18 protein-coding genes and 3 pseudogenes are annotated in these 19,139 nt (G+C 66.9%); 14 read left to right on the top strand and 7 right to left on the bottom strand.

Features of this window, described 5'->3' with window-relative positions; translation table 11 throughout:
• The first annotated feature begins 69 nt into the window (after window positions 1–69).
• Window positions 70–495 carry an NUDIX domain-containing protein gene (locus AB0953_RS05145; RefSeq protein ID WP_366858011.1) on the top strand — a complete coding sequence of 142 codons (426 nt, stop codon included), beginning with the start codon at window positions 70–72 and terminating at the stop codon, window positions 493–495.
• A 1,265-nt stretch (window positions 496–1,760) separates the two neighbouring features.
• Here AB0953_RS05145 and AB0953_RS05140 read toward each other — a convergent pair.
• Window positions 1,761–3,047: a ParM/StbA family protein gene (locus AB0953_RS05140; protein ID WP_366858010.1), complete on the bottom strand. Its 1,287-nt coding sequence runs from the start codon at window positions 3,045–3,047 to the stop codon at window positions 1,761–1,763.
• A gap of 58 nt (window positions 3,048–3,105) precedes the next feature.
• The gene (locus AB0953_RS05135) at window positions 3,106–3,531 is read right to left on the bottom strand and encodes a hypothetical protein (protein WP_366858009.1); all 426 of its coding nucleotides are present in this window, start codon (window positions 3,529–3,531) and stop codon (window positions 3,106–3,108) included.
• A 2,173-nt stretch (window positions 3,532–5,704) separates the two neighbouring features.
• Here AB0953_RS05135 and AB0953_RS05130 point away from each other — a divergent pair.
• Complete coding sequence (locus AB0953_RS05130; RefSeq protein ID WP_366858008.1) at window positions 5,705–6,124, top strand: hypothetical protein; 420 nt, start codon at window positions 5,705–5,707, stop codon at window positions 6,122–6,124.
• 514 nt (window positions 6,125–6,638) lie between these two features.
• Here the strand turns inward: AB0953_RS05130 and AB0953_RS05125 are convergent.
• Window positions 6,639–6,974 (bottom strand): Lsr2 family protein, encoded by a 336-nt coding sequence (locus tag AB0953_RS05125; RefSeq protein WP_366858007.1) that lies wholly within the window; start codon window positions 6,972–6,974, stop codon window positions 6,639–6,641.
• Window positions 6,975–7,303: 329 nt separating this feature from the next.
• On the opposite strand from AB0953_RS05125, the gene AB0953_RS05120 reads away from it, so the two are divergent.
• From AB0953_RS05120 to AB0953_RS05080, 9 genes and pseudogenes are all read left to right on the top strand, one after another.
• Window positions 7,304–7,894, top strand: coding sequence for a hypothetical protein (locus tag AB0953_RS05120; RefSeq protein WP_366858006.1), 591 nt, complete (start codon window positions 7,304–7,306; stop codon window positions 7,892–7,894).
• Between the two features lie 20 nt (window positions 7,895–7,914).
• A complete protein-coding gene (locus AB0953_RS05115) occupies window positions 7,915–8,718 on the top strand; it encodes a type II CAAX endopeptidase family protein (RefSeq protein WP_366858005.1) in 804 nt (267 codons plus the stop codon).
• Between the two features lie 48 nt (window positions 8,719–8,766).
• Window positions 8,767–9,009 (top strand): annotated as a pseudogene (locus AB0953_RS05110) (transposase); the annotation flags it as partial.
• A gap of 115 nt (window positions 9,010–9,124) precedes the next feature.
• On the top strand, window positions 9,125–9,529 hold the full coding sequence (locus AB0953_RS05105; protein ID WP_366858189.1) for a hypothetical protein: 405 nt from the start codon (window positions 9,125–9,127) through the stop codon (window positions 9,527–9,529).
• A gap of 116 nt (window positions 9,530–9,645) precedes the next feature.
• Window positions 9,646–10,202: pseudogene (locus tag AB0953_RS05100) on the top strand (transposase); the annotation flags it as partial.
• A gap of 1,033 nt (window positions 10,203–11,235) precedes the next feature.
• Entirely contained in the window at window positions 11,236–11,562 is a 327-nt protein-coding gene (locus AB0953_RS05095) for a hypothetical protein (RefSeq protein WP_366858004.1), read from the top strand.
• A 163-nt stretch (window positions 11,563–11,725) separates the two neighbouring features.
• The gene (locus AB0953_RS05090) at window positions 11,726–12,289 is read left to right on the top strand and encodes a hypothetical protein (RefSeq protein WP_362068539.1); all 564 of its coding nucleotides are present in this window, start codon (window positions 11,726–11,728) and stop codon (window positions 12,287–12,289) included.
• Window positions 12,290–12,297: 8 nt separating this feature from the next.
• On the top strand, window positions 12,298–13,533 hold the full coding sequence (locus tag AB0953_RS05085) for an MAB_1171c family putative transporter (protein WP_366858002.1): 1,236 nt from the start codon (window positions 12,298–12,300) through the stop codon (window positions 13,531–13,533).
• Between the two features lie 281 nt (window positions 13,534–13,814).
• Entirely contained in the window at window positions 13,815–14,444 is a 630-nt protein-coding gene (locus AB0953_RS05080; RefSeq protein WP_366858001.1) for an HAD-IA family hydrolase, read from the top strand.
• A 303-nt stretch (window positions 14,445–14,747) separates the two neighbouring features.
• Here the strand turns inward: AB0953_RS05080 and AB0953_RS05075 are convergent, their stop codons facing one another.
• Window positions 14,748–15,413 (bottom strand): helix-turn-helix transcriptional regulator, encoded by a 666-nt coding sequence (locus tag AB0953_RS05075; protein WP_366858181.1) that lies wholly within the window; start codon window positions 15,411–15,413, stop codon window positions 14,748–14,750.
• Window positions 15,414–15,443: 30 nt separating this feature from the next.
• Window positions 15,444–15,596 (bottom strand): annotated as a pseudogene (locus AB0953_RS05070) (helix-turn-helix transcriptional regulator); the annotation flags it as partial.
• A 266-nt stretch (window positions 15,597–15,862) separates the two neighbouring features.
• On the opposite strand from AB0953_RS05070, the gene AB0953_RS05065 reads away from it, so the two are divergent.
• Window positions 15,863–16,381 (top strand): hypothetical protein, encoded by a 519-nt coding sequence (locus AB0953_RS05065; RefSeq protein ID WP_366858000.1) that lies wholly within the window; start codon window positions 15,863–15,865, stop codon window positions 16,379–16,381.
• Window positions 16,382–16,664: 283 nt separating this feature from the next.
• On the opposite strand, the gene AB0953_RS05060 is transcribed toward AB0953_RS05065, so the two are convergent.
• Window positions 16,665–17,159: a LysM domain-containing protein gene (locus AB0953_RS05060; protein WP_366857999.1), complete on the bottom strand. Its 495-nt coding sequence runs from the start codon at window positions 17,157–17,159 to the stop codon at window positions 16,665–16,667.
• 473 nt (window positions 17,160–17,632) lie between these two features.
• Here AB0953_RS05060 and AB0953_RS05055 point away from each other — a divergent pair, with 473 nt between their 5' ends.
• Both AB0953_RS05055 and AB0953_RS05050 read left to right on the top strand, forming a co-directional pair.
• On the top strand, window positions 17,633–18,040 hold the full coding sequence (locus tag AB0953_RS05055; protein WP_366857997.1) for a hypothetical protein: 408 nt from the start codon (window positions 17,633–17,635) through the stop codon (window positions 18,038–18,040).
• Window positions 18,000–18,545, top strand: a complete 546-nt coding sequence (locus AB0953_RS05050; protein ID WP_366857995.1) for a hypothetical protein — start codon at window positions 18,000–18,002, stop codon at window positions 18,543–18,545. Before AB0953_RS05055 ends, AB0953_RS05050 begins: the two co-directional genes overlap by 41 nt.
• 172 nt (window positions 18,546–18,717) lie before the next feature.
• Here AB0953_RS05050 and AB0953_RS05045 read toward each other — a convergent pair whose 3' ends face one another.
• Window positions 18,718–19,101 carry an HU family DNA-binding protein gene (locus AB0953_RS05045; RefSeq protein WP_366857994.1) on the bottom strand — a complete coding sequence of 128 codons (384 nt, stop codon included), beginning with the start codon at window positions 19,099–19,101 and terminating at the stop codon, window positions 18,718–18,720.
• Window positions 19,102–19,139: the final 38 nt, after the last annotated feature.

Below are 19,139 nucleotides of genomic sequence, written 5' to 3'. Positions count from 1 at the left end.
GAATTTTCCACGGTGATGGCGGCCGGATGATGAACTGATCTCCTCGACAGCAACGCCTGAGGAGACACAGTGAAAGAACGCGTCCGTGCCGTCCTGATCACACCGGCGCGCACCATGCTCATCATCCGCCGCACCATCCCCGGCCGCGACGTCTACCACGTCCTCGTCGGCGGCGGCATCGAGGACGGCGACCCCACACCGGAAGCGGCTCTCCATCGTGAGATCCACGAGGAGATCGCCGGGAAGGCTCACATCGTCCGGCTGCTGGGCACTCTCGCCGACACCGAACGCGAAGAGATCCAGCACATCTATCTCGCCGAGGTCCGCACCTGGGCCTTCGACGACCGTACCGGCAGCGAGTTCACGCGTGCCGATCGCGGCACCTACGAACTCGTCGAGATCCCCCTCACCACCCCCGAGGCCCTGGCCACCCTCAACCTCCAGCCTCCCACGGTGCTGCCCCTGATCCAGAAGGTCATGTCCGAATGGGCGTGAGGCTCTGCACGGAGCGGTTCTGATCCGCAGTGCGCCGGCTGATCCTGGGCGTACGCCACTGGGAACACCGTGCAGGCCACCCACGGAACGGGTTCGACTCCTGAGCGCTGCTGATGATCCCTGAGGCGTGCCCCTGGAGATCTGTGCAGCTCCAACCACCCCAGCACCCCGGTGCGCGCGCTGCCTTCGGGCAACCGCGGCGCCGGGGTGCTGTTTTTCTTTTCGTGGCTCGCCTTACTCGCCCCGTGAAGGCCGTGAGCACAAGGGATCAGCAGAGCTGATCCGGATCTGACGTCGAAGAACATCCTCGTTCCGCCAGGAGTCGGCCTGGCCGACTCCGTGAGCGGCTACCGCCTTGCCGTGTCCTGTGCCGGCCCGTGCACCCCAGCATCCGTACCACGGAACTGCACTGACAACGCCGAGGTGTTCCTCTCCTGGTTGACGAAGCCGGCAGGACTCCGCACGCCCCGGAACCGCTGTGCGGCTCGTGCGAAGACCACGTCCTGATCACCCGCTTTGACCGGTCCACGAACGGGATCACCGGACACAGCCGGTGCGACAACGCGCCGTGTGAGGCGGGAGCCGAGACCGCCGCGCACGTGTGCGCCGGTCGCCGCTACTGCCCTCCGTTCTGACGCCAGGGCGCCTCCGGATCCGGGGGCCTCTGGCCGGTCCCTCCCGGTTCGAGGCGGGGCGGGGGAGCCGACCGCACCTCGGTCGGCGTACGGAGACCACCGCAGCACTCGGGAAGGAATCCCAAACCATGACCACCACGAGGGCACGCAGCATCGTTCGGGAGATCGTCCCCCGCTCCTACCGCCGACACACCCCGACCAACGGCCATGCGCCGGAGGGCGCCGAATACGGCGTACGGCCGGCTGTTCGACCTTCCCGGCGAGTCGCCCAACGGCCGCCGCCGCGCCCGAGACGGCGACGCCGGCAACGTGCGACCAGGGCGACCGCGCGCGGCACCACGTGGAGCACGGCCGCCGAGGGCGGCGAGTGTTCCGAGGTGTCGGCCACCATGACCGAGCGGCTCCGTCACAGCAAGCCCGAGTGGTCTCTTCTCGAACGGTGGCCGGCAACTGCGCCAGGCTCTTCTCTTCTGCATGATCAGCGGAGCTGATCCGGTCTGGCCTTCGGAAGACCACGTCCACGCCAGGAGTACAGCCGTGAGCCAGGCGCTCCGCTGCAGAGCAGCGCCGGGAGTCTCACTGCCGAATCCATCACCTCGTCCGGGGGAGATCGCCAATCAGGCCACCTCCTTACTGTGCTTGCCCGCCGGCTTTCGCGGCGAGGGCCTGCTGCTCGACGTGCCGTGCCGCGATGTACAGGCCCTCGCGGTTCAGGTGCCGCGAGTAGCTCGAGTCGAGGTAGAGCACGGGCACATCGCCGGCGGCCTTCAGAAGCGCAGGGTGCAGCAGGTGCTTGATGGGGCCCGAGCCGCCGCCGTAGACGTAGACGACCTCCGTCGTCGCACCGGCCTGGGAGAGGACGTCGCCGAAGGAGGAGACGATCTCCTCGACCAGGTAGCCGGCCTCGTCCTCGACGAAGCCCACGGCGCGCTGGTGACGGTTCTTCACCAGCACGGACGGCTTCGCGTGGAGGAAGTCCGCCAGCTGCTTGCGTGAGGAGAACTGCAGCGTGGCGTCCGACTCACTCATCCGCTCCATGGCGTTCATCAGCGCGGTGCCGTAGCCCTCGTCGAGCGTGGCTGCCGCCTCGGGGTTGAACCGCCCATCGGTGAAGACCGGGAAGTTCACGGTGCCCTCACCGACGTCGACACCGATGGTGTTCTGCACCGCCACCAGATCGGCGGCCGAGACCCCTTCCACCACGGAGGCGTCGCGAGTGCGCAGATCATCGAGAAGAGCCTGGGCCAGCGGCTCGCCCTTGTCGGTGATGGCGAACTGCGCGGAGGCACCCTCGGCCATCACCTGAACGTCGACGAACTGCAGGCGCACCGAGACCGGGGTGCTGAAGTTCTTGATCGTCACCAGGTGCACCGCGGGGTCGGAGCTGCCCAGCACACCGATGAACTCGGCGGCGTAGGCGTGGCGGCGCGCGACGAACTCGGAGATCGGCAGCGCGAGGCCGGCGCGCACCTGCACGCGCAGCTCGTGACGGGGCAGCGTGCCGTTCTCGCGGACGTAGTCGCGCAGGGCCTTCGCGGCGAAGACACCCAGGACCAGGACCTTGCTCAGCTCCTGATCAGCCTTGGAGTGCTTGCCCAGTACCTCGAACTCGGTGAACTTCGAGCCGCGCACGCTCAGCGCTGCCCGGCCGAAGATTCGCCGGTCCGACGCCGCTACCAGGGTTGTGGTGAGTGAGCAGTCGATCTGGTTGTAGAAGTCGCCCGCCATCACGGAGGCCGCATCCGCGTCGGGGAGCGGCACCTTCGGCGAGGTGCGGGAAGTCGAGACGACCGCGCTGGGCAGATCGATCTCGTCGAAGATCTCCCGCTTCGTGTTCTGGATGACGCCCTTGACGTAGCCGTTGCCGACGTCGATGCCGCCGGTGAGGGTGATGACGTCGTTGCTGTTGGCGCTCATGAATTCGGTCCCTCGGTGTCTGTGTCGTCTGCCTGGAAAATGAAATTCACCGCGCCACTCAGCGCCGAGTACTCGCCATGATTTCGTCAATGGAGGCCTGCTTCGGAGGCTCCGGGTTCGGGCCGGTGGCACTTACCGCAGGACCCTCGACCGTCCCAACAGGTGGTGCAACCGGCTCGGGTTGGGCTACCGGCGCTGGTGCCGTCTTCTCGACGACGGCGTCGGCCCGGACAGCGACCACGGGCTGTGGCCGCCGAACAGGCGTGGCGGCCGGACGGCGCTCGATGACCGCCTCGTCGTCCTCGCGCTGCTCGGTGCTCTCCAAGGGCGGCCGGCCGCGACGCGGCAGCTGCTCGACGGGCTTGTAGTACACGTCGACGTATCCGTCGCGCTGAATGGACTCCCGAATGAGCAGTCGCAGCGACTGCGAGATGTTCTCCTGCTGATCGAGCCACTCGATCACCGAGGTGTCGGCAGCGGGCACGGTCCAGCGGACCTTGCGAGGTTCACTCGGCCGATTCGCCATCGCACTCACCTCGCACTGCCACTCGCTCCTGCACTCCATCCGGTCGTTCGCGGGGTGTCTCTCGCTCTGTCACATGGACTCGCCACCCTTCACGTCTCTCTTCGAATGTGAATCGCTATGAGTTGACTCTAGTGTCCCTATCAAGCCCCATGCAAGTCCCACTCGATACGCTAGTCGGACTCCATTGATGTCCTCAGTCGTCTCTGGTAGGGGCACCTGTGAGACGCCGCGGTGCCCCTGCCGGAGACGGCTGGGCGCGAGCCGAGGGCGCCATGCGCCCATGAGTCTCACCTGCAACGCAGCAAGGGCTCCCACAGGACACCTGCGAGACACCTGGCGTCAGGGCGTCGTCTCGGGGAAGCCGCACGGGGGCACACGCGAGCTTCCACTCGTGTCCCGAATGCGTCTGCTGAGAGACACCACCCGGCTTCCCGACGCGGATGTGTCCTCCGAGGGCACTGTGTGCGACACCGGGTCGGCACCGTTGGAGCGCATGCGAGATGCCGTGCGGACACGCGCGGGACTTCGAGGGACGCAGTAGCAGCAGTCGGTGTCCTGTCCGTGTCCCGGTCACGGCCCCTGCACGTTCCGATGGGTCACCGAAGAGACGCGAGGTGAGCGCTGGTTCACGGGGCCGCGAAGCCTGACCGCACCCCTTGCTGCAGCCATCCGGCGGGTACGTCGCGACGGTCACGGACGCCGGCGGAGCGCGGCGGCACGGCTCTGAGCGAGACACCGACGCGGTGCCGGTGCGGCGGTCGGCACAGGGGCGTCGTCGACCCGACGAGGTTGCGCAGAGAGAGAAGGGCCGACGGGGGAGTAGGTCCCCACACCCGGCGAGCGTGCGAGGAACGACGTGCTTGTGCAGCATGGGCCGCGGGGTGGAAGAGGCTCGGAGGCATCGCTGCGGAGGCCGCCGCCTGGAGGAAGGCGACAACGCTCCGATCCCCCTCGAGCTGCTCGCGGTGCCCGATGGGCAGATGGTCGCAGCAGCCGGGGCTCTCTTCTTCCGATGCGTCCACGAGAGACCGCCCTGGGCTTGCCGCGCAAGCGCGACACGCACCACGGCCCGGGGCCGGATCGTGTCGACAAGGTGGTGCCGAACGCCCGCCTCGGCCGCGGTGCGTGACGTGTCGGCACGCTGTCGCAGCAGCACCGGAGCAAGGACCGGAGCACAGCAGATCCAGGATGGTGCAGCCGGCGCAGCACGATGGTGCGAGGCCGGCTACGCCGTCAGCGGCGAGCGATGAAGTCGAGCGTCATCCACGGCCGAAGCGACGGCGTCGCGAGAGGACGGATCCGCTGCTGGGCGAGGGCTGTGCCGCCTACGGCGGCAAGGGGATGCACCGGAGCTGTGCCCCGTCGGGAGCAGACCCGTACCCCGCCTCGTTCGTCCCTCACGAGGACGGATCGGCACGGGGTACGGCCGTATCCCGAACGACGCAGCAGCAGTACCGTCCGAAGGTGTGATGACCAGGCGAAACAGCCTGCCCCGTACCCCTGCTGCCCGAAAGGGGCGAGGGGTACGAGTCGAGGGGGTACGGATCGTTTCCCCTGATGTTCCAGGCTTCCGCCCATGCTCCAGCCGTGGAACGGTGGGGACGGCGACAAGGAAGCGAAAGGGCATAAGGGAATCTGATAACACGTGTCCTGCGGACCCTCGCTCCGCTCGGCCTCTTCACTGCGCTCCGATGACGTGTCAGCCATGGCCGACGGGTTCCACCGGTCGCTTGGCTCGCCGGTCCGTCGGTCGCCGGCGCTCCCTCGGGCTGTGCCCAGCCCTGCGCTTGAGAGACCACCCGCAACACTGCCCCACCGCTGTCTCCACAGACGTGTGGGCAGGGGCGAAGGGCGCGGCAGTGGAGGGGCAAGCGTGCAGCCTGGCTCAGGCGAGAAGTGGCGCTCGGCGCGGTGGCTCGCAGGGTGATCCGGCCCGGAGTAGATCACTCCAGCGGGACCTCCCGGGTCCTCAGCCGGCAGGGCCGCCGCGGGAGTCGGGGAGTGAACATCGAGGTCGCACGGACCTCGCCGGGTCCGCACGTCATGGTCCCTACTCCACCGCAGTCCACGAAGAGGCGCACCACGACACGGCCCCAGCCTGAACTCCTCCTGCGATGGAGGAGCCCGCTGCGTGCGGAAGTTGTGGAAGTCGAACAGCGAGCCGTCGCCGAGGATCCGCTCCGGCGAAGTCGGGGACGTCGACGACGTCGGCTTCACTGACGACGAGAACGGCACGGTCGTCACCGTGAACATCCCCCGTGGCGGTGACGGGGTGTGCATCGTCCACCTCATGCCCATGTGTGGTGACGATCAGATCCGCGTCGAGCTCGAGTGGGAGAAGGGCCTGGCCGTGATCGGGTCTCGTACCGGCGGGCCGGAATGGGGCAGCAGCACGCAGGCCGCCGCGCATGCCCAGACGCCAGGACCACAGCCCTCGACTCCAGGTGTGGAGACCGCCGAGTCACAAGGAGAGGAGACTCGAATGATTGCTGAAATGATTCCGGAATCGTTCTCGTGCGTCGTCTTGGTCACCGGTTTCCGCAGTTGGTAACGACGCGAAGAGCATGCGTGAGACGTTCGACGACGGCTCGCGCGGCTGGGGGCCCGAGAACGTCACCCGGCCGGTGCTGCTTTCGGGGCAGTGTCCCAAGGGGTCCGGCGCCAGGGCGGAACTGATCTGGCGGGACGCAGGCTTGGGGATCATCATCCTTCCCGCCGATTGGCGGGCCCGCGGGAGAGCAGTCGGATTCCAGCGGAACCAGGAGTTGGTCGACGGCGCCCAGGTCTTCCGCGAGGCCGGGCTCAGGTGCTCTACACGGCCTTCCTCGACCTCTGCCGGAAGCCCGGATGCCCGAAGCGAAGCCAGGAGCAGCTCATGCCGGATACACCGGGGCACTTCTCACACGGCACCATCCACCGCAGGGCTCGAGCGCGAGCTGCGGGGATCAAGACGACCACGGTGATCCATCCGGTCTCAAGACGCGCGATGGGCCCTGCAGTGTGCTGCAGGGCCCATCGGGGGTGAATGAGGGAAAACGGCCAGGAGGCGAACATCAGGCTCGGTGCTAGTTGCTCCGATCGATGCCGTGAGCCTCGTCGTAGGCCTTCATGACCTTCTTCGGGATGCGCCCCCGATCCGCGAACTCGTAGCCCTCTCCCTTGGCCCACTCGCGGATCTTGTCTCGCTCCTCGGCAGTCGTCTCAGGTACGACTCGCTTCTTGGGCGCAGGCTTCCCGGCTTTCCGGCTGACCTCCAGGTAGGACTTCAGTGCAGCCTCAAGGTCCTTCTTCTCCTCAGCTGTGAGATCGACTTCGTACCAGGTGTCTCCCAGGCCGAAGGTCACGGTAGCCGCATCCGGCTTACCGCTGAGATCTGACTCGACAATGCTTCGAATAGCCATACCGGTGAGAGTAGCCGATGCGCAAGGACTTTGGAAAGCCTGTCGCAATCATTCGATATAAGTGCGCCATTTGGTGCCCGAATGAGGCTCAAAGATGCTGGTGAACTGGCAGAAGAAGTGACTAGTACTGCTAAAATCGCAGCGACGTGGAAAGGGGGCCTCGTACCTGTTCTCCACCGACCAGCGACCCCGATCGAGAGGGCCTCCACCATGTCCACGCTTCATGCCGTCGACGACCACCCGCTCACCGACGAGGACATCGACCTCTTCACGCTGCTGTGTCAGCGCACAGGATGGTCGGATCGGTACCCGAAGAAGATCGAGTCGACATGGACGGCACCTCCTCTGGCGTCCTCGGCTCCGCAGGCCTGTCCGAGCTCGGCTTCGACGTCGAGCCGCACCTTCCCGACGACCGCCGCGGCCACGAGCTCGCGGCCGTCAGTCCGATCGCGCCGTACAGCACGGGCATGACGTCGGAGACGGTGCCGAGCCCGGCGAACAGACGACCCGCGGGTGTACCTCTCGGGCGCCCCCCGGGCATGTACGGAAGGCTGGCCAACCGGATGATGGGGTTCAACGGCCACCCGGTCGTGGTCGTCAACCGGCCTGCCGGGCCCGACGATGCCGTCAGCGGTTCCGGCCGCGGGCCGAGGTGGTTCGACATCATCACCAGCCTGGAGCAGCACGACGGTCTCAACGCCATCGGACACCAGCAGGCACGCGTCCTTCGCGTCGCGAAGGACGAGAAGTCGGGCCACCTGGTCGCCGTGCCGCAGGAGACCGCCCGGGTTACCCCGTGCAGCGCGCCGGCCGTACCCAGCTGGGAGCTGCGCCTCACGGCGACGTCGAAGCTGGACACCTTCCGCGGCGACACCCGCGTCCGGGCCGTCATCAACGAACAGATCATCACGGGTGCTTGAGCCCCGTAGAGGAGGAGCCCATGACCACGCCACCGACCACTTCGCGTCTGCTCGGCATCGGGTGGTGCGCTCTCGTGCCGTTCGCCGTCGCCGCGGTCTACCTCGGTCTGGGCACCGTCGCAGTCCGCCTCATCGGAGAGCCGATCGTCGCGACCTCCGTCCTGGGCATGCTTGTTGTCATCCTGGTCGGCTCGGTGAGGATCCAGCGGCCCCAGTGGCTCGCGCATGCGCCGGCCCCGCGGCCGAGCGTGGACATTCCGCGCTTCGGGTGGACCGTCGTCGGCTGCGCGGTTCTGGCATTCCTCGCCGGGCAGTCGATGGCCTTGTGGATCTACGCCACGACCGGGTCCACAGGCTTCGATGCGTCGAACCAGACGAGGCACGCGGCTGGAGTGCTGGCGACCCTGCTGCTCGCCATGGTCGCGGCTCCTGCGGGGGAGGAGGCCCTGTTCCGAGGGCTGGTCTACCCCTTGCTGCGCAAGCGGGTGAGCATACTCGCTTCCACGCTGGTCACCGCCGTGGTCTTCGGCCTGCTGCACGGCAACGCCGTGCAGTTCGCCTCGACCCTGCCATTGGCGGTGCTTCTGGCCCTGATCTACGAACACACGCGCGTGCTGTGGCCCTGCGTGCTCCTGCACCTGGGCTTCAACCTCGCTGCCGCCCTCGTCCCAGCACAGGTGTTCGTCGCTCTGGCGAACCCCGTCTCCGCGGCGCTCCTGTACCTGGCTTTCGCTGGTTGTGCCTTTGGGCTCTACCGGCGGGTCGCCGGCTTGACTGCGCCAAGCGCAGGCCCGGCCTCGGGAAGCGAGGCCGCGATGCAGTGAGCGAGGTACTCAGCCTCCTCTGGAAGACGATGGTGCCAAGGTCCTGATGTGCCGGGGATCGGCGTCAGGACCGGAGCCCGGATCCTCATCGACATCGGCGACGGATCCGGCTCCCCGTCTGCCGCCCACCTTGCCGCCTACGCAGGCCTGGCCCCGGCGACCCGCAGCTCAGGCTCGTCAATCCGTGGCGAACAGCCCTCCCGACGTGGAAAGCACCACACCCAAGCCCTCCTCTGCCTTGCCAGGCGCCGAGCCGACGTCCTCTTCGCGATGCTCCGAGACGGCACCTTCTGCGACCTTCTGCGAACCCCAACCTGCCCCATCAGCTTGACCGAACTCATAGGGGCGCCCCGACCGTTGTGTTTTTCGCGGTCCTGCAATGGGGCCGCCGACCTCCGGGCCCGGTATGACTGACGACGCGAAGGACGCCCGGGTCATCGCCGATCAGGCCCGGATGCGCCCGAAGGGCTTCGCCCCGCTGGACACGCCGCCGGAACTCGTCTCCACGCTCCGGGTCCTGACCCCGGCCGCCCTGCGCCGGCTCGGAGCGAAGCAACTGACGACGTGGCTGGAACGCCGCAAGGTCCTTGGCGTCGATACCGTCGCGGTCAAGGCCGCCGAGGCCGCCCAGTCCAGCAGAGCGATAAGCGGGCAGCCGGGCTCGTCATTGAGATTCCCCTCTGACGAAGGCCTGACCTGGGGGGTGGTGTCGCCGCGTCCGAGGGGTGCCGTCGGAGACACTGATGAGAGACCCGGCCACCGCCCGATCCGGCGCAATGCCGGGCGGTTCGCGGGCGACAGGTCTGCATAACGTGGATCCGCGAACACGGTGCCACCGCCGAGGCCGGCACCGTCAACACCCGCGGAAGGGTGCGATGTCATGCACGGGATGCACGTCGGCAGGACGGCCCACCACGGCCACCGGCTGCCATGTGGCGGATCGCCGACCTCCACCCGGGCGAGGCAAAGACCGATGCGAAGGACGCGGCAGTGATCGCGGATGCGGCCCGGACAATGCCGCACATCGCGCGCTCGCCCGAGCTGACCGACGAAATCTCCGCCGAGCTCACCGTCCTGACCGGCTTCGACCAGGACCTCGCCGCCGAAGCCACCCGCACCGGCAACCGGGTACGCGGCCTGATCACCCAGTTCCACCCGTCACTGGAGCGTGTCCTGGGCCCACGGCTGGATCACCCTGCCGTCACCTGGCTCCTCGAGCGCTACGGATCCCCGGCCGCACTGCCCAAAGCCGGCCGCCGCAGACGCATCGAGCTGATCCGGGCCAAGGCCCGGTGCAGGGCCACCCGGCTGATCGAGGACGTCTTCGACGCCCTCGACGAACAGACCGCAGTGGTACCGGGAATGGGCACCCTTGGCGTGGTCATCCCCTCGCCGGCCAACTCGCTTGCGCGGTCCACGAACAGCGCCGGGCACTGGAAGCCCAGAACGGCACCCTTCTGGAGGCCCACCCTCTTCACCCCCTTTGGGTGACCAGCAGAACGGCGGCGGTACCTGTTCATCGGTGGCCCGCTACCCGTCCTGGCCCTGCACACCCTGACCGGCACCACCGTCGTGCTCATCGCCACAGCGGCGATCGTGTTCGCCGGGTGCGCGCTGTTCCTCACCGCACCGTCGCCCCGCCCGTGGAAGCCGTCCTGCACCCGCACGCACTGGCTCGGCCCGATCCGTACCCCCGGCCGGCGCGCCCTGGCGGCAGCCCTGTTCGGGGCGGGCATCACCCTGGGAGCACTCGACGTCGTCGCCCTCGCCGCAGCCGAACGTCACCACGCCGAGTACTTCTCGACGATGATTCCCGCGGTGCTCGTCGTCGGCAGCCCGATCGGCGGCTTCCTCTACGTGACGCCGCACCTGGCCCGGCTCGCCGACGCGTCAACTCCGCGCGAACGGTTGCGGCTTTGCGGTCGGCTCCCTGCCGACGCTTGCCGACCCCGTCCCTGCCCTGGCCATCACGGCCGCCGTACTGCCCGGCCTCTTCCCCTCGCCACTGCTGGTGACCGGCTTCCACACGCTGGACTTCCTCGTCCCCCGCCTGCTCTCGCTGAGGCGTCGGCCTGGCTCATCGCCTCTCCGGGCCTGGGACAGGCCGCTGGGATCGCACTCGCGGGGCTCATGCAGGCGGCCACTGCTCCCGCGGCAGCCGTCGGCGGGGCCGCAGCCGGGTTCGTCGTGCTCTGGGCCCCACGCCGCCACTTCATCCCTGCTGCCGACTGTCCTCCGGTGGCGTCGGCTCAACCCGAACGTACGCTAAAATCAGTCGACTTGACTAGTTCTGTTCCGCAACGGGGGTAAGGCCAGCACATGCGGTGGAAAGCTCGCCGCGTCGGCAAGGGGTATACGGTCAGCCGCCGTGCCGTACGCGGAGCGTCCGGGAACATCGTTGAGAGAACCAAGCGCAGGGCGCAGCCGTTTGACAACATCTTCCGCCCGAGCAGTGTCCGTGGATCACGACCAGTCCACCGCATTGCCACCCGGGCGTTCCCGGGTGCCGTCATCGCGTTGGCCTTCGCGTTCACCGTTGCGTTCGAGACTGTCGCTGAAATCCGGTACTTCATGGAACCGCACGCCGGCGTCTTGGGTCTACCGATAGGCATGGGCCTGTTCTGTCTCTGCACCGCTGCCGTCGCGGTCTGCGCGGGGCAGCGGGGCGGCGCGGTCAAGCAGACACCCGGGCGGGCGGTGAATGCCGTGGCAATGGTGCTGGACGTCGTCTACGACGTGCTGCACATGGTCACCACACGTCGTCCACGCTGGGCAGCGAAGCGAGGGTTCACTGCACACGCGGAAAGTCTGACGACTACTTGGCTCAGCCTGCCGAACGCATGACTGAGCGCGGGGTGGGTGGAGCCCCGAAAGCATACGGGGTAGGGGCGAGGGGGACGGGTCGATGAGTTGGGCTGCTCGACGGAAGACCGCCCGGAGCGGGGAGAGTGGCGGGTTGCGTGCAGAACCAGGCGGTACAACGCCGATGCACCTCGCGAGAGCAGTCATGCAGTGGCGCAGGGACCCTTCGCGACGCGCCCTCTTGAAGGAATGCGAGAAGCTGCTTGCCGATCTGCCTGTGCCCACTCCCTTCAGTGTCGAGGCGCTGGTCCGGAACATGGAGCATGCACTGAAGCGTCAGATTCGGCTGGTGCCTTTTGACGACCCGGATGGAGGGCTGGGCACGGCCTGCGGCCTTCGAGTCAGGACGCCGGAGTTCACGGTCGTGCTCTACCGGCGCCGGTCCAGCCGGAACCAGACCGAGCACATCATCCTTCATGAGCTGGCGCACGAGTGGCTGGACCACGGGAGCACCCTGAACGATGAAGAGGTCGAGCGATACGTCCCTGAGCACATCCGGGAGGAAGTCCTTCGTCGATTCCCCTTGGCTCTGGTCCAAGGCCGCGTGAACTACGACAGCCCGGAGGAGCAGCAGGCCGAGTTGTCGGCGTCCCTGATCAAGAGGTTGGCCCGCCGCCAGCCGTTGGCCGGCGACGACATGGTCAGCCTCTTGGAGTCCTCGCTCTCCCACCCGGTTGCTCCGCCGCGGCGTGGCTCCAAGAACGAATAACGGACGGCATGCTCGACTTCTTCAGGTACCTGACCGCGGCAGTGATGACCCTCATAGCCGTCTGGCGATTCCCCGCCGTCCGGTACGGTGACGCCCACCGCCGAGCCCTCTGGGGCGGCTACGCCGGATTCTCCGTGGCCTTGTGGCTCTACACACCAGCAGCGATGCAGGCCGTGGACCGCATCCCCGTGATCGATCTGAACGCTCTCCTGAGACACTTCGCCAGCACCGCCGCCATCATCGCGTCCTTGACGTACGTTGCGACCAGCTACGGCAAGAGCTCCGACGCCGTGGTGCCACGACACGTCACGGTGTCCCGCTGGATCGCCCGTGCCTCCTACCCGGTGGGCGCGATCGGCGTGACCCTGCTCACCATTCTCTTTTTCACCGTTGTGGACCGCCGGCGGCAAAGTGAAGACTTCCTCAGCGATCATGCAGGGGAATTGGGCGCCGCTGCGTATATGAGCGTCTTCTACTTCTTCCCGCTCGTCACATCCGCCGTCTGCGGCTACCAGTGGTCGCGGGGGGCGCGAGAAGCCGAGACGATCAGTATGCGCATCGGTCTCAGGCTCATGGGAATCTCGATGTGGATGGGGCTCCTCCACACGACGGCCCGAATCGTCATCGTGTGGACGGCGGTATGTTTCCCGCTGAGTCATTCCACAATGGAGATGCTCATTGATCTCACGGCGATGTGGATGAACCTGCTCTTCCTGATCGTGGCCGTAGGCGCGAGCATCCCCACCACCAGCGTCGTTGCCGCTCGCTGGAAGACATGGAAGACCCTCTACCGGCTCCACCCGCTCTGGTTCGACCTGGTGAAGGCGTTCCCCGGAACGAGTCTCTACCCGCCCGGGTCGCGCCTGGCCGAGCTGATCCACATGCGGGTCCCCAGCGACGTCCGCCTGGACCGATGGACCCAGGACATCGCTGATGCCTGCGAGAAGCTCCGGTACTACGCCCCGGAGACGCTCCTGTGGGCTGCTGAGGAGGCAGCCGCGTCGCACCCCGACCCCGAGCCGGGCGCCGAGGCGTACTGGATCGCCGCGGCGCTCCGTGCCGCTGCCACCACGAAGCCCAACCAGTACGCGACGGGCCCGCTCCAGGAGAAACCTTTCGTCGACACGAACAGCGAGGCGGCTTGGCTCGTGCGAGTGAGCAAGGCTTACGCGGTCATCACCCCGGGCGACGCTCAAGAGCTTCTGGAGCAGTCTGCGGAGCTGAGTCTTGAACCGGACGCGTAACACGCTGAAGAAGTCGACTCAATTGGGAGGTCGCGTGAAATAGAAAACAGCCCCCAGGTGCTATTGCCGCCCTTCGGATTCGGGCGGGGCCGCCAGTCCCGCAAAGAGGTGGCTGGTACCGGTACCGTGGGCCAGACAGTGGGTGGCATCGTCTTCCGCCCTTGTAAATACCGCCGACCCTGGAAAGCGAAGCGCAGGCGCTGTCGCCGCCACGCGTATGCCGGGGCCGGAACGCTGTCCAGTACGGGCGGCGCCCAGATTCTCAGCACTGGAGTTCCTGCATGTCTCAGCACACCGGCCTCGTCCTCGACTTCGGAGGCGTGCTCACCACACCGCTCCTGCCCGTGGTGCTCGCCTTCGAGCAGCGTGAAGGGCTTCCCCAGGGTGCATGCATCTCGGCCCTGTACCAGGACGAAGAGGGCGTCCGGATCACCAGCGACCTCGAGCGCGGAGCGGTCAGCCAGACCGAGTGGAACGAGTTCGCCGGCAAGAAGCTGGGCGTCTCTCCCGACAACCTGATGGGCAGGATCTTCGGAGGTCTGCGTCCGGAGCCGCTGTTGATCAACGCGGCCGCCGCGGCGCGGCGAGCGGGGATCAAGGTGGGCATCCTGTCCAACTCGGTGGGCCTCGCGCCCTGGGACCTCTACGACGGCTACGACCTCGAGAAGCTGTACGACGTCGTGGTGATCTCCGAGCACCACCGGCTGCGCAAGCCCGACCCCGAGCTCTTCGAGATCACGCTCAAGCTCATGGAGATGCCTGCCGAGCAGTGCGTCTTCGTGGACGACACCGAGGCGTACGTCCAGGCGGCGGAGCAGCTCGGTTTCGCGGGGGTGCACAACAAGGACCCCGAGCAGACGGTGGCCGACCTGTCGAACCTGCTGGGCGTGGACCTCACCGCCGCGCCGTAGCCTTCCCCCGAGCAGGCGCCTGGTCCGGCCGTCCCCGGCCGTCGGCCACCTCACTGCGAGGTGGTCAACGGCCGGGTCGGCGTCGTGCCGGTGCGGCTCGGGACCCTGGTCGTAAGCGTCAGGACTGCGGGACCGCATCCGGTACACGGAAAGTGGCGTTCCGCCACCGGACGAAGCCCCGCCGTCGGCTGCCTCGACACCCCGCATGGGGCCTGCCCCGAGCTGCAGTTCAGCCGCGAAGGGCGTCAGACCGAGGGCGTGAAGCGGCCGGCTCGGCGGCGCTGTCAAGGCGCGGCGCCGGCGTCACTGCTCGCTCTGCTCGCCCGGCAGCTTGTTCTTCAGCTCTCCGACGACTTCGTTGATCTTGGCCATCATGCCGGCCGACAGCCCCGCCTGGTTGCCCCGGGCGGCGAGGCCGAGGATCTGGCCTTGGTGGATCGACCCCAGGAAGCGGATGGCTTCGAGGAATTCACCGACCGCAGGGCTCAACTCGGCGTCGTCCTGGAAGAGGGCGATGTCGACCTGGAGAGCATGGGCCAAGCCGGCACGTACTGCGCCCGAGGCAGTCGTCGGGGCACCCGAACGCAGCGTGGCGATGTCATCGGCAGTCATGTGTGTCGTGCCGCTGTGCTCGTTGACGGCCTGCGCGATCTGCTCGTTGGACGGAGGCGTCCGGCCTGCGTACCCGTGCTCCAGCAGAAAGTTGATCTTCTCGCCGACGGTGCGAGGTGCAGACGGACGAGCTTCCCTCGGCGGCCGCGCCCTGCGGACCCCGAACGAAACGTCCTGCGCGGCCAGCAGCTCTTCCGTCGTCACCCCGTAGGCGCGCGAGAGAGGTCCCACGTAGGCGTCCTGGAGCCGACGCCTGCCGGACTCCGCGTTGCTCAACGGCACGCGACTGGTGTTGATGGCCTCGGAGGCCTGCGCCACGCTGAGGCCGGCGTCGCAGCGGAGCAACTGCAGGTCCACGGGCCCGTCGTAGGGAAAGAGGACGTCAAGGTCCTGACCGAGTGCCGACGCGATCCCCGGGAGTTTCTCCCCCTTGGGGAACTCCTCGCCGCTTTCCCATCGCGCCACGGTGGGGCCCCGGACGCCTACTCTCGCGCCCAACTCCTTCTGGCTGAGCTCCTTGCCCCGTCTGACAGCTCGCACTCGGCTGCCGTCGAATTGACGTGGCACATGAACTCCTGCGACTTGGTCTAGGCCTCGGGTGGTGATGAGAGAACCCTAACGGAAACCGGCTTGATCGATCCATGCATCTATCGTACGTTTCTGTATCGCACCTGATGGTGGGGGCTCTGCTCGCGCGTCGATCCTATGCCCTGTGGTTAGTCCATCGCTGAACTACCCGCCCTGTACAAGGCGGGTCCACCGGACCCGGTCATGCAACAGCCCAGGAACCTGGAAGGATCCCACCGATGATCCACTCTCACCCAGAGGTGTCCAACTCTGGCGAGTTCAAAGGTTTCAACGAAGCCCGGCGCATCATGTGGTGCTACGAGGCTCGTGCCCGCGTGTGCGAGCGGTTCGAGGAGACGAGCTTCCTCGCTGATGCCAACGTCGCAGCGGTCCACGTCGACAACACCACCCGGGCAGACCGCCTGTTCCTCGTGGCGTTCGACGAGGCCGGCCGGCAGGTCGGCGTCGACACGCTCTACGTCGACGGGCCGAACCAACACCTCGACATCGCATCCGAGTTCGACCACGACTTCACTGGGATGGACGTCGTGCCGGACTCGCAGCTTGACCAGGCCATCTCTCGGGAGAACGGCTGGGTCGTCAACCTGAAGGTGCTGCGCGAGTACGAGCCCCTGGCCGATCGCCGGGCCACGCAGCGCGCGGTGTTCTTGGTGCATCTGCAGGACATGATGAAGAACGGCGAGGTCCGCGGATTCCTGTTTGGCCAAGGTGAGTCCGATGAGGCTGATGCGGCCTGAGGGGCCACGATCTTGTACGTCAGACGACCCCGCCGGCGAGGCTGCTGGCGGGGTCGCCTGATCTCTGACGCTGTTACGGCGCTGCATCCTCGGACCGGCTCATGCCGGTCCCGGGTGACGTCGGTCCCGGGTGACGCCTGGCGGTGAGCCCCGCGAGGTCACGCAGTTCGTCTTCGACACAGTCGCCTTCCAGGAGTGGAACCCGTGATGCCGCCCTGACGGCCTCGTGGCGTCAGGGCGTCGATTCAGGCTCGGTACGTGACGGTGTTGCCCTGTCGCGTCGTCACGCCCGTGGGAGGAGCCGCGAGGCCCACGCGTGGATGAGATCCGAATTCTGGGTCTTGTTCGCCTCGACCAGAATGCCGATCGGAACCCCCGTCCTCCTTGAGATCTCGGCGAGCGTTTCGCCTGGCACGATGGTGCCCGGCTTCGTCTTCGGCGCGGGCTCGGCGGGTGCGCCCGATCCGTTGGGCTCGTCCTCGTCCTGATCCTCGCCCTCGCCCTCGCCCTCGCTGCCGCGACCGGGCTTCGAAGTCGGACTCGCCCCGCTCTCGTCCTGCTTCCCCGTGCCGGCCTCGCTCGGCTGCTGGGCGCTGCTGCCTCCGGCGTTCTGTTCGTCGGGGTTGCCCGGTGCCTCGTCCGGGGCGTGATTGCCATGCAGTGCCTGGGTGAAGCCGCCGTCGGAAGTCGCGAGCTGCGTCAGGCCCCAGCCGGCGAGGAGCGCCGCTCCGCCCGCCATGAGGCCGGCCGCGATGAGCGGCCCGTTGCCGAAGCCCATCGGGCCGGTGCGACTCCCGGCAGTTGCTCTCGTCTGCGCCGTCGGCTTCGACGCCGTCCCCTCTGGCCTCTGAACCGTAGCCGCCATCCCTGCCCCAACTCCTCTATGAATAGCATGCAGAGTCATCCGCGTCTAACATTGCCATTCTACTCACAGTCGAATCCAAGTCGATGCAATAAGGGATTGAATGACGGGGAGACGTCCGCCCCGAGCGAACACGCCGTCAAGCACGAGCTGCTCGGCATTGTCTGCATGCAGGTCGACGAGGGGACTCCTGGAGTCGTGCCTGCCCATCAATCAGAGCCCGTGCTCCAGCCCGCACCGTGCGGGACTGGAGCACGGGCTCCTTCTTCTCTTGTCTGGCCTGCCTCTCGGCGATGGAGTGAGCCATCATTCGACATCCATGTCGACTCGGCGATGACCCTCGTATGCGAGTCGACAGCAAGTCAATCCAGACTGACTATACTGAAGGTATGACTCGCAACGACAGTGCTCACGGCGACAGCAGTCCCGGCGCCGAGCTCCCGAAGTTCTCTGTCAATGTCGTCCCGACAGACCAGCTCAGGCACGAGGAACTCGCCACGGTCCTGAACCTCTATCGCCGCGGCCAGATCACGCCGCTGATCTTCGGAGACGGCAACAAGCCCGAGGCCGCGATCATCCCCTTTGCCGCGTTCGTGCGCCTCATGAAGTACGACCACGCGGCCCACGTCCACGCTGAGGCTGATTTCCAGGCCGAGCTCTCCCATCGCATCCAGGAGTCCGACGCCTCCGGCGAGGCGGGCATGACCGTCGAAGAGCTGGCCGAGAGCCTCGGCCCGCTCGGTCAGCAGTGGGCGGATGACCATCGTGCTGCCCAGCAGAAGAAGCGTCATGAGTGAGCGTCGGCCTGTCATCCGCATCCTGCCGACCGCCGGTCTCAAGCAGGACCTCCAGACACTCCACGACGCTGCGCTGAAGAAACCTCAAGGACCAGAGGGCCGGCTCCTGCGCGTGGCTCTCAACCAGCTGGCCCGGATCCAGCAAGGCGCGCCGGGCACGCACCCGCTGGGGTACATGCCCAGTTATCCCGATCTCTCCGATTGTGAGACCACGTACGTCGGCGCAGATCCGAATGCAAAGCCCTCGCACCGGATCGTCTGGCGGGAGCGCGCGCCCCAGCGCCCGGGCGAGCCCGTCATCCGCGAGATCATCGCCCTGGGTGAACGCGCGAACGGGCAGGCCTACTACATGGCCGGCCAGCGTCTGGGCCGCCCTGTGGGCTTCACTCTCGCCGAGCTGGCCGCACAGCGCGAGCCGATTGTGAGTCCCTCGCGACCCAGGCGGCGCTTGACCGGCAGTTTCGACACGCCATCCATGAACGAGCCTGACCACCAGTTCGAGTGACCTGTACCTGGCCGTGGCCGGCGTGCTCATCGTCCCGGTCAGCGCGCTCGTGCTGATCTTCGTCGTCGCCGACGGCTGAGCCTCGCGGCCGAACGCACCTCATCCATAAAGAAAATCCCCGTGATGCCTGCAGGCATCACGGGGATTTTCTTTTCTGCCGGCTCCTCGCTTTCTACGACGCGGGCCGCAGCTCACGACCCTCAATGACGTTTTCGAACTTGCCGGCATCCCCGATCGTCCCGTAGGCCTCCGGTGGGGCGTCGTCCTCATTGCCCCCCAGTCGGCGGTTGAAGCTGCTCGATGCGGAGAACTTGAGAACCACGTAGTCATCGACGTTGCTCTTGCCGAAGCGCACCTTGTGACCCTTGTGGTCCTGCCGGTAGAAGCGGCCGAAGCTCGTGAGTACGACCGCCTCTCCGCAGCTGACCGCCCCAGTGAGTTCACTGAGCAAGGACTCGTATACCTTGTTCACCACTCGTATGGGCAACTTGCTGCGAGTCGCGACCCGCGAGATGAACTCGCGCTTATTGACACGCGGTGTCTTTATCGTTTCCATGTCTACACCCTGTCCTATCGCCGTTCGTGAAACGGTTC

This window comes from Streptomyces sp. NPDC046866 (assembly GCF_040704625.1).
Taxonomy (GTDB): Bacteria; Actinomycetota; Actinomycetes; order Streptomycetales; family Streptomycetaceae; genus Streptomyces.
The sequence above is the reverse complement of the archived record's forward strand: the minus strand, read 5'-3'. Positions and strand labels throughout refer to the sequence as shown.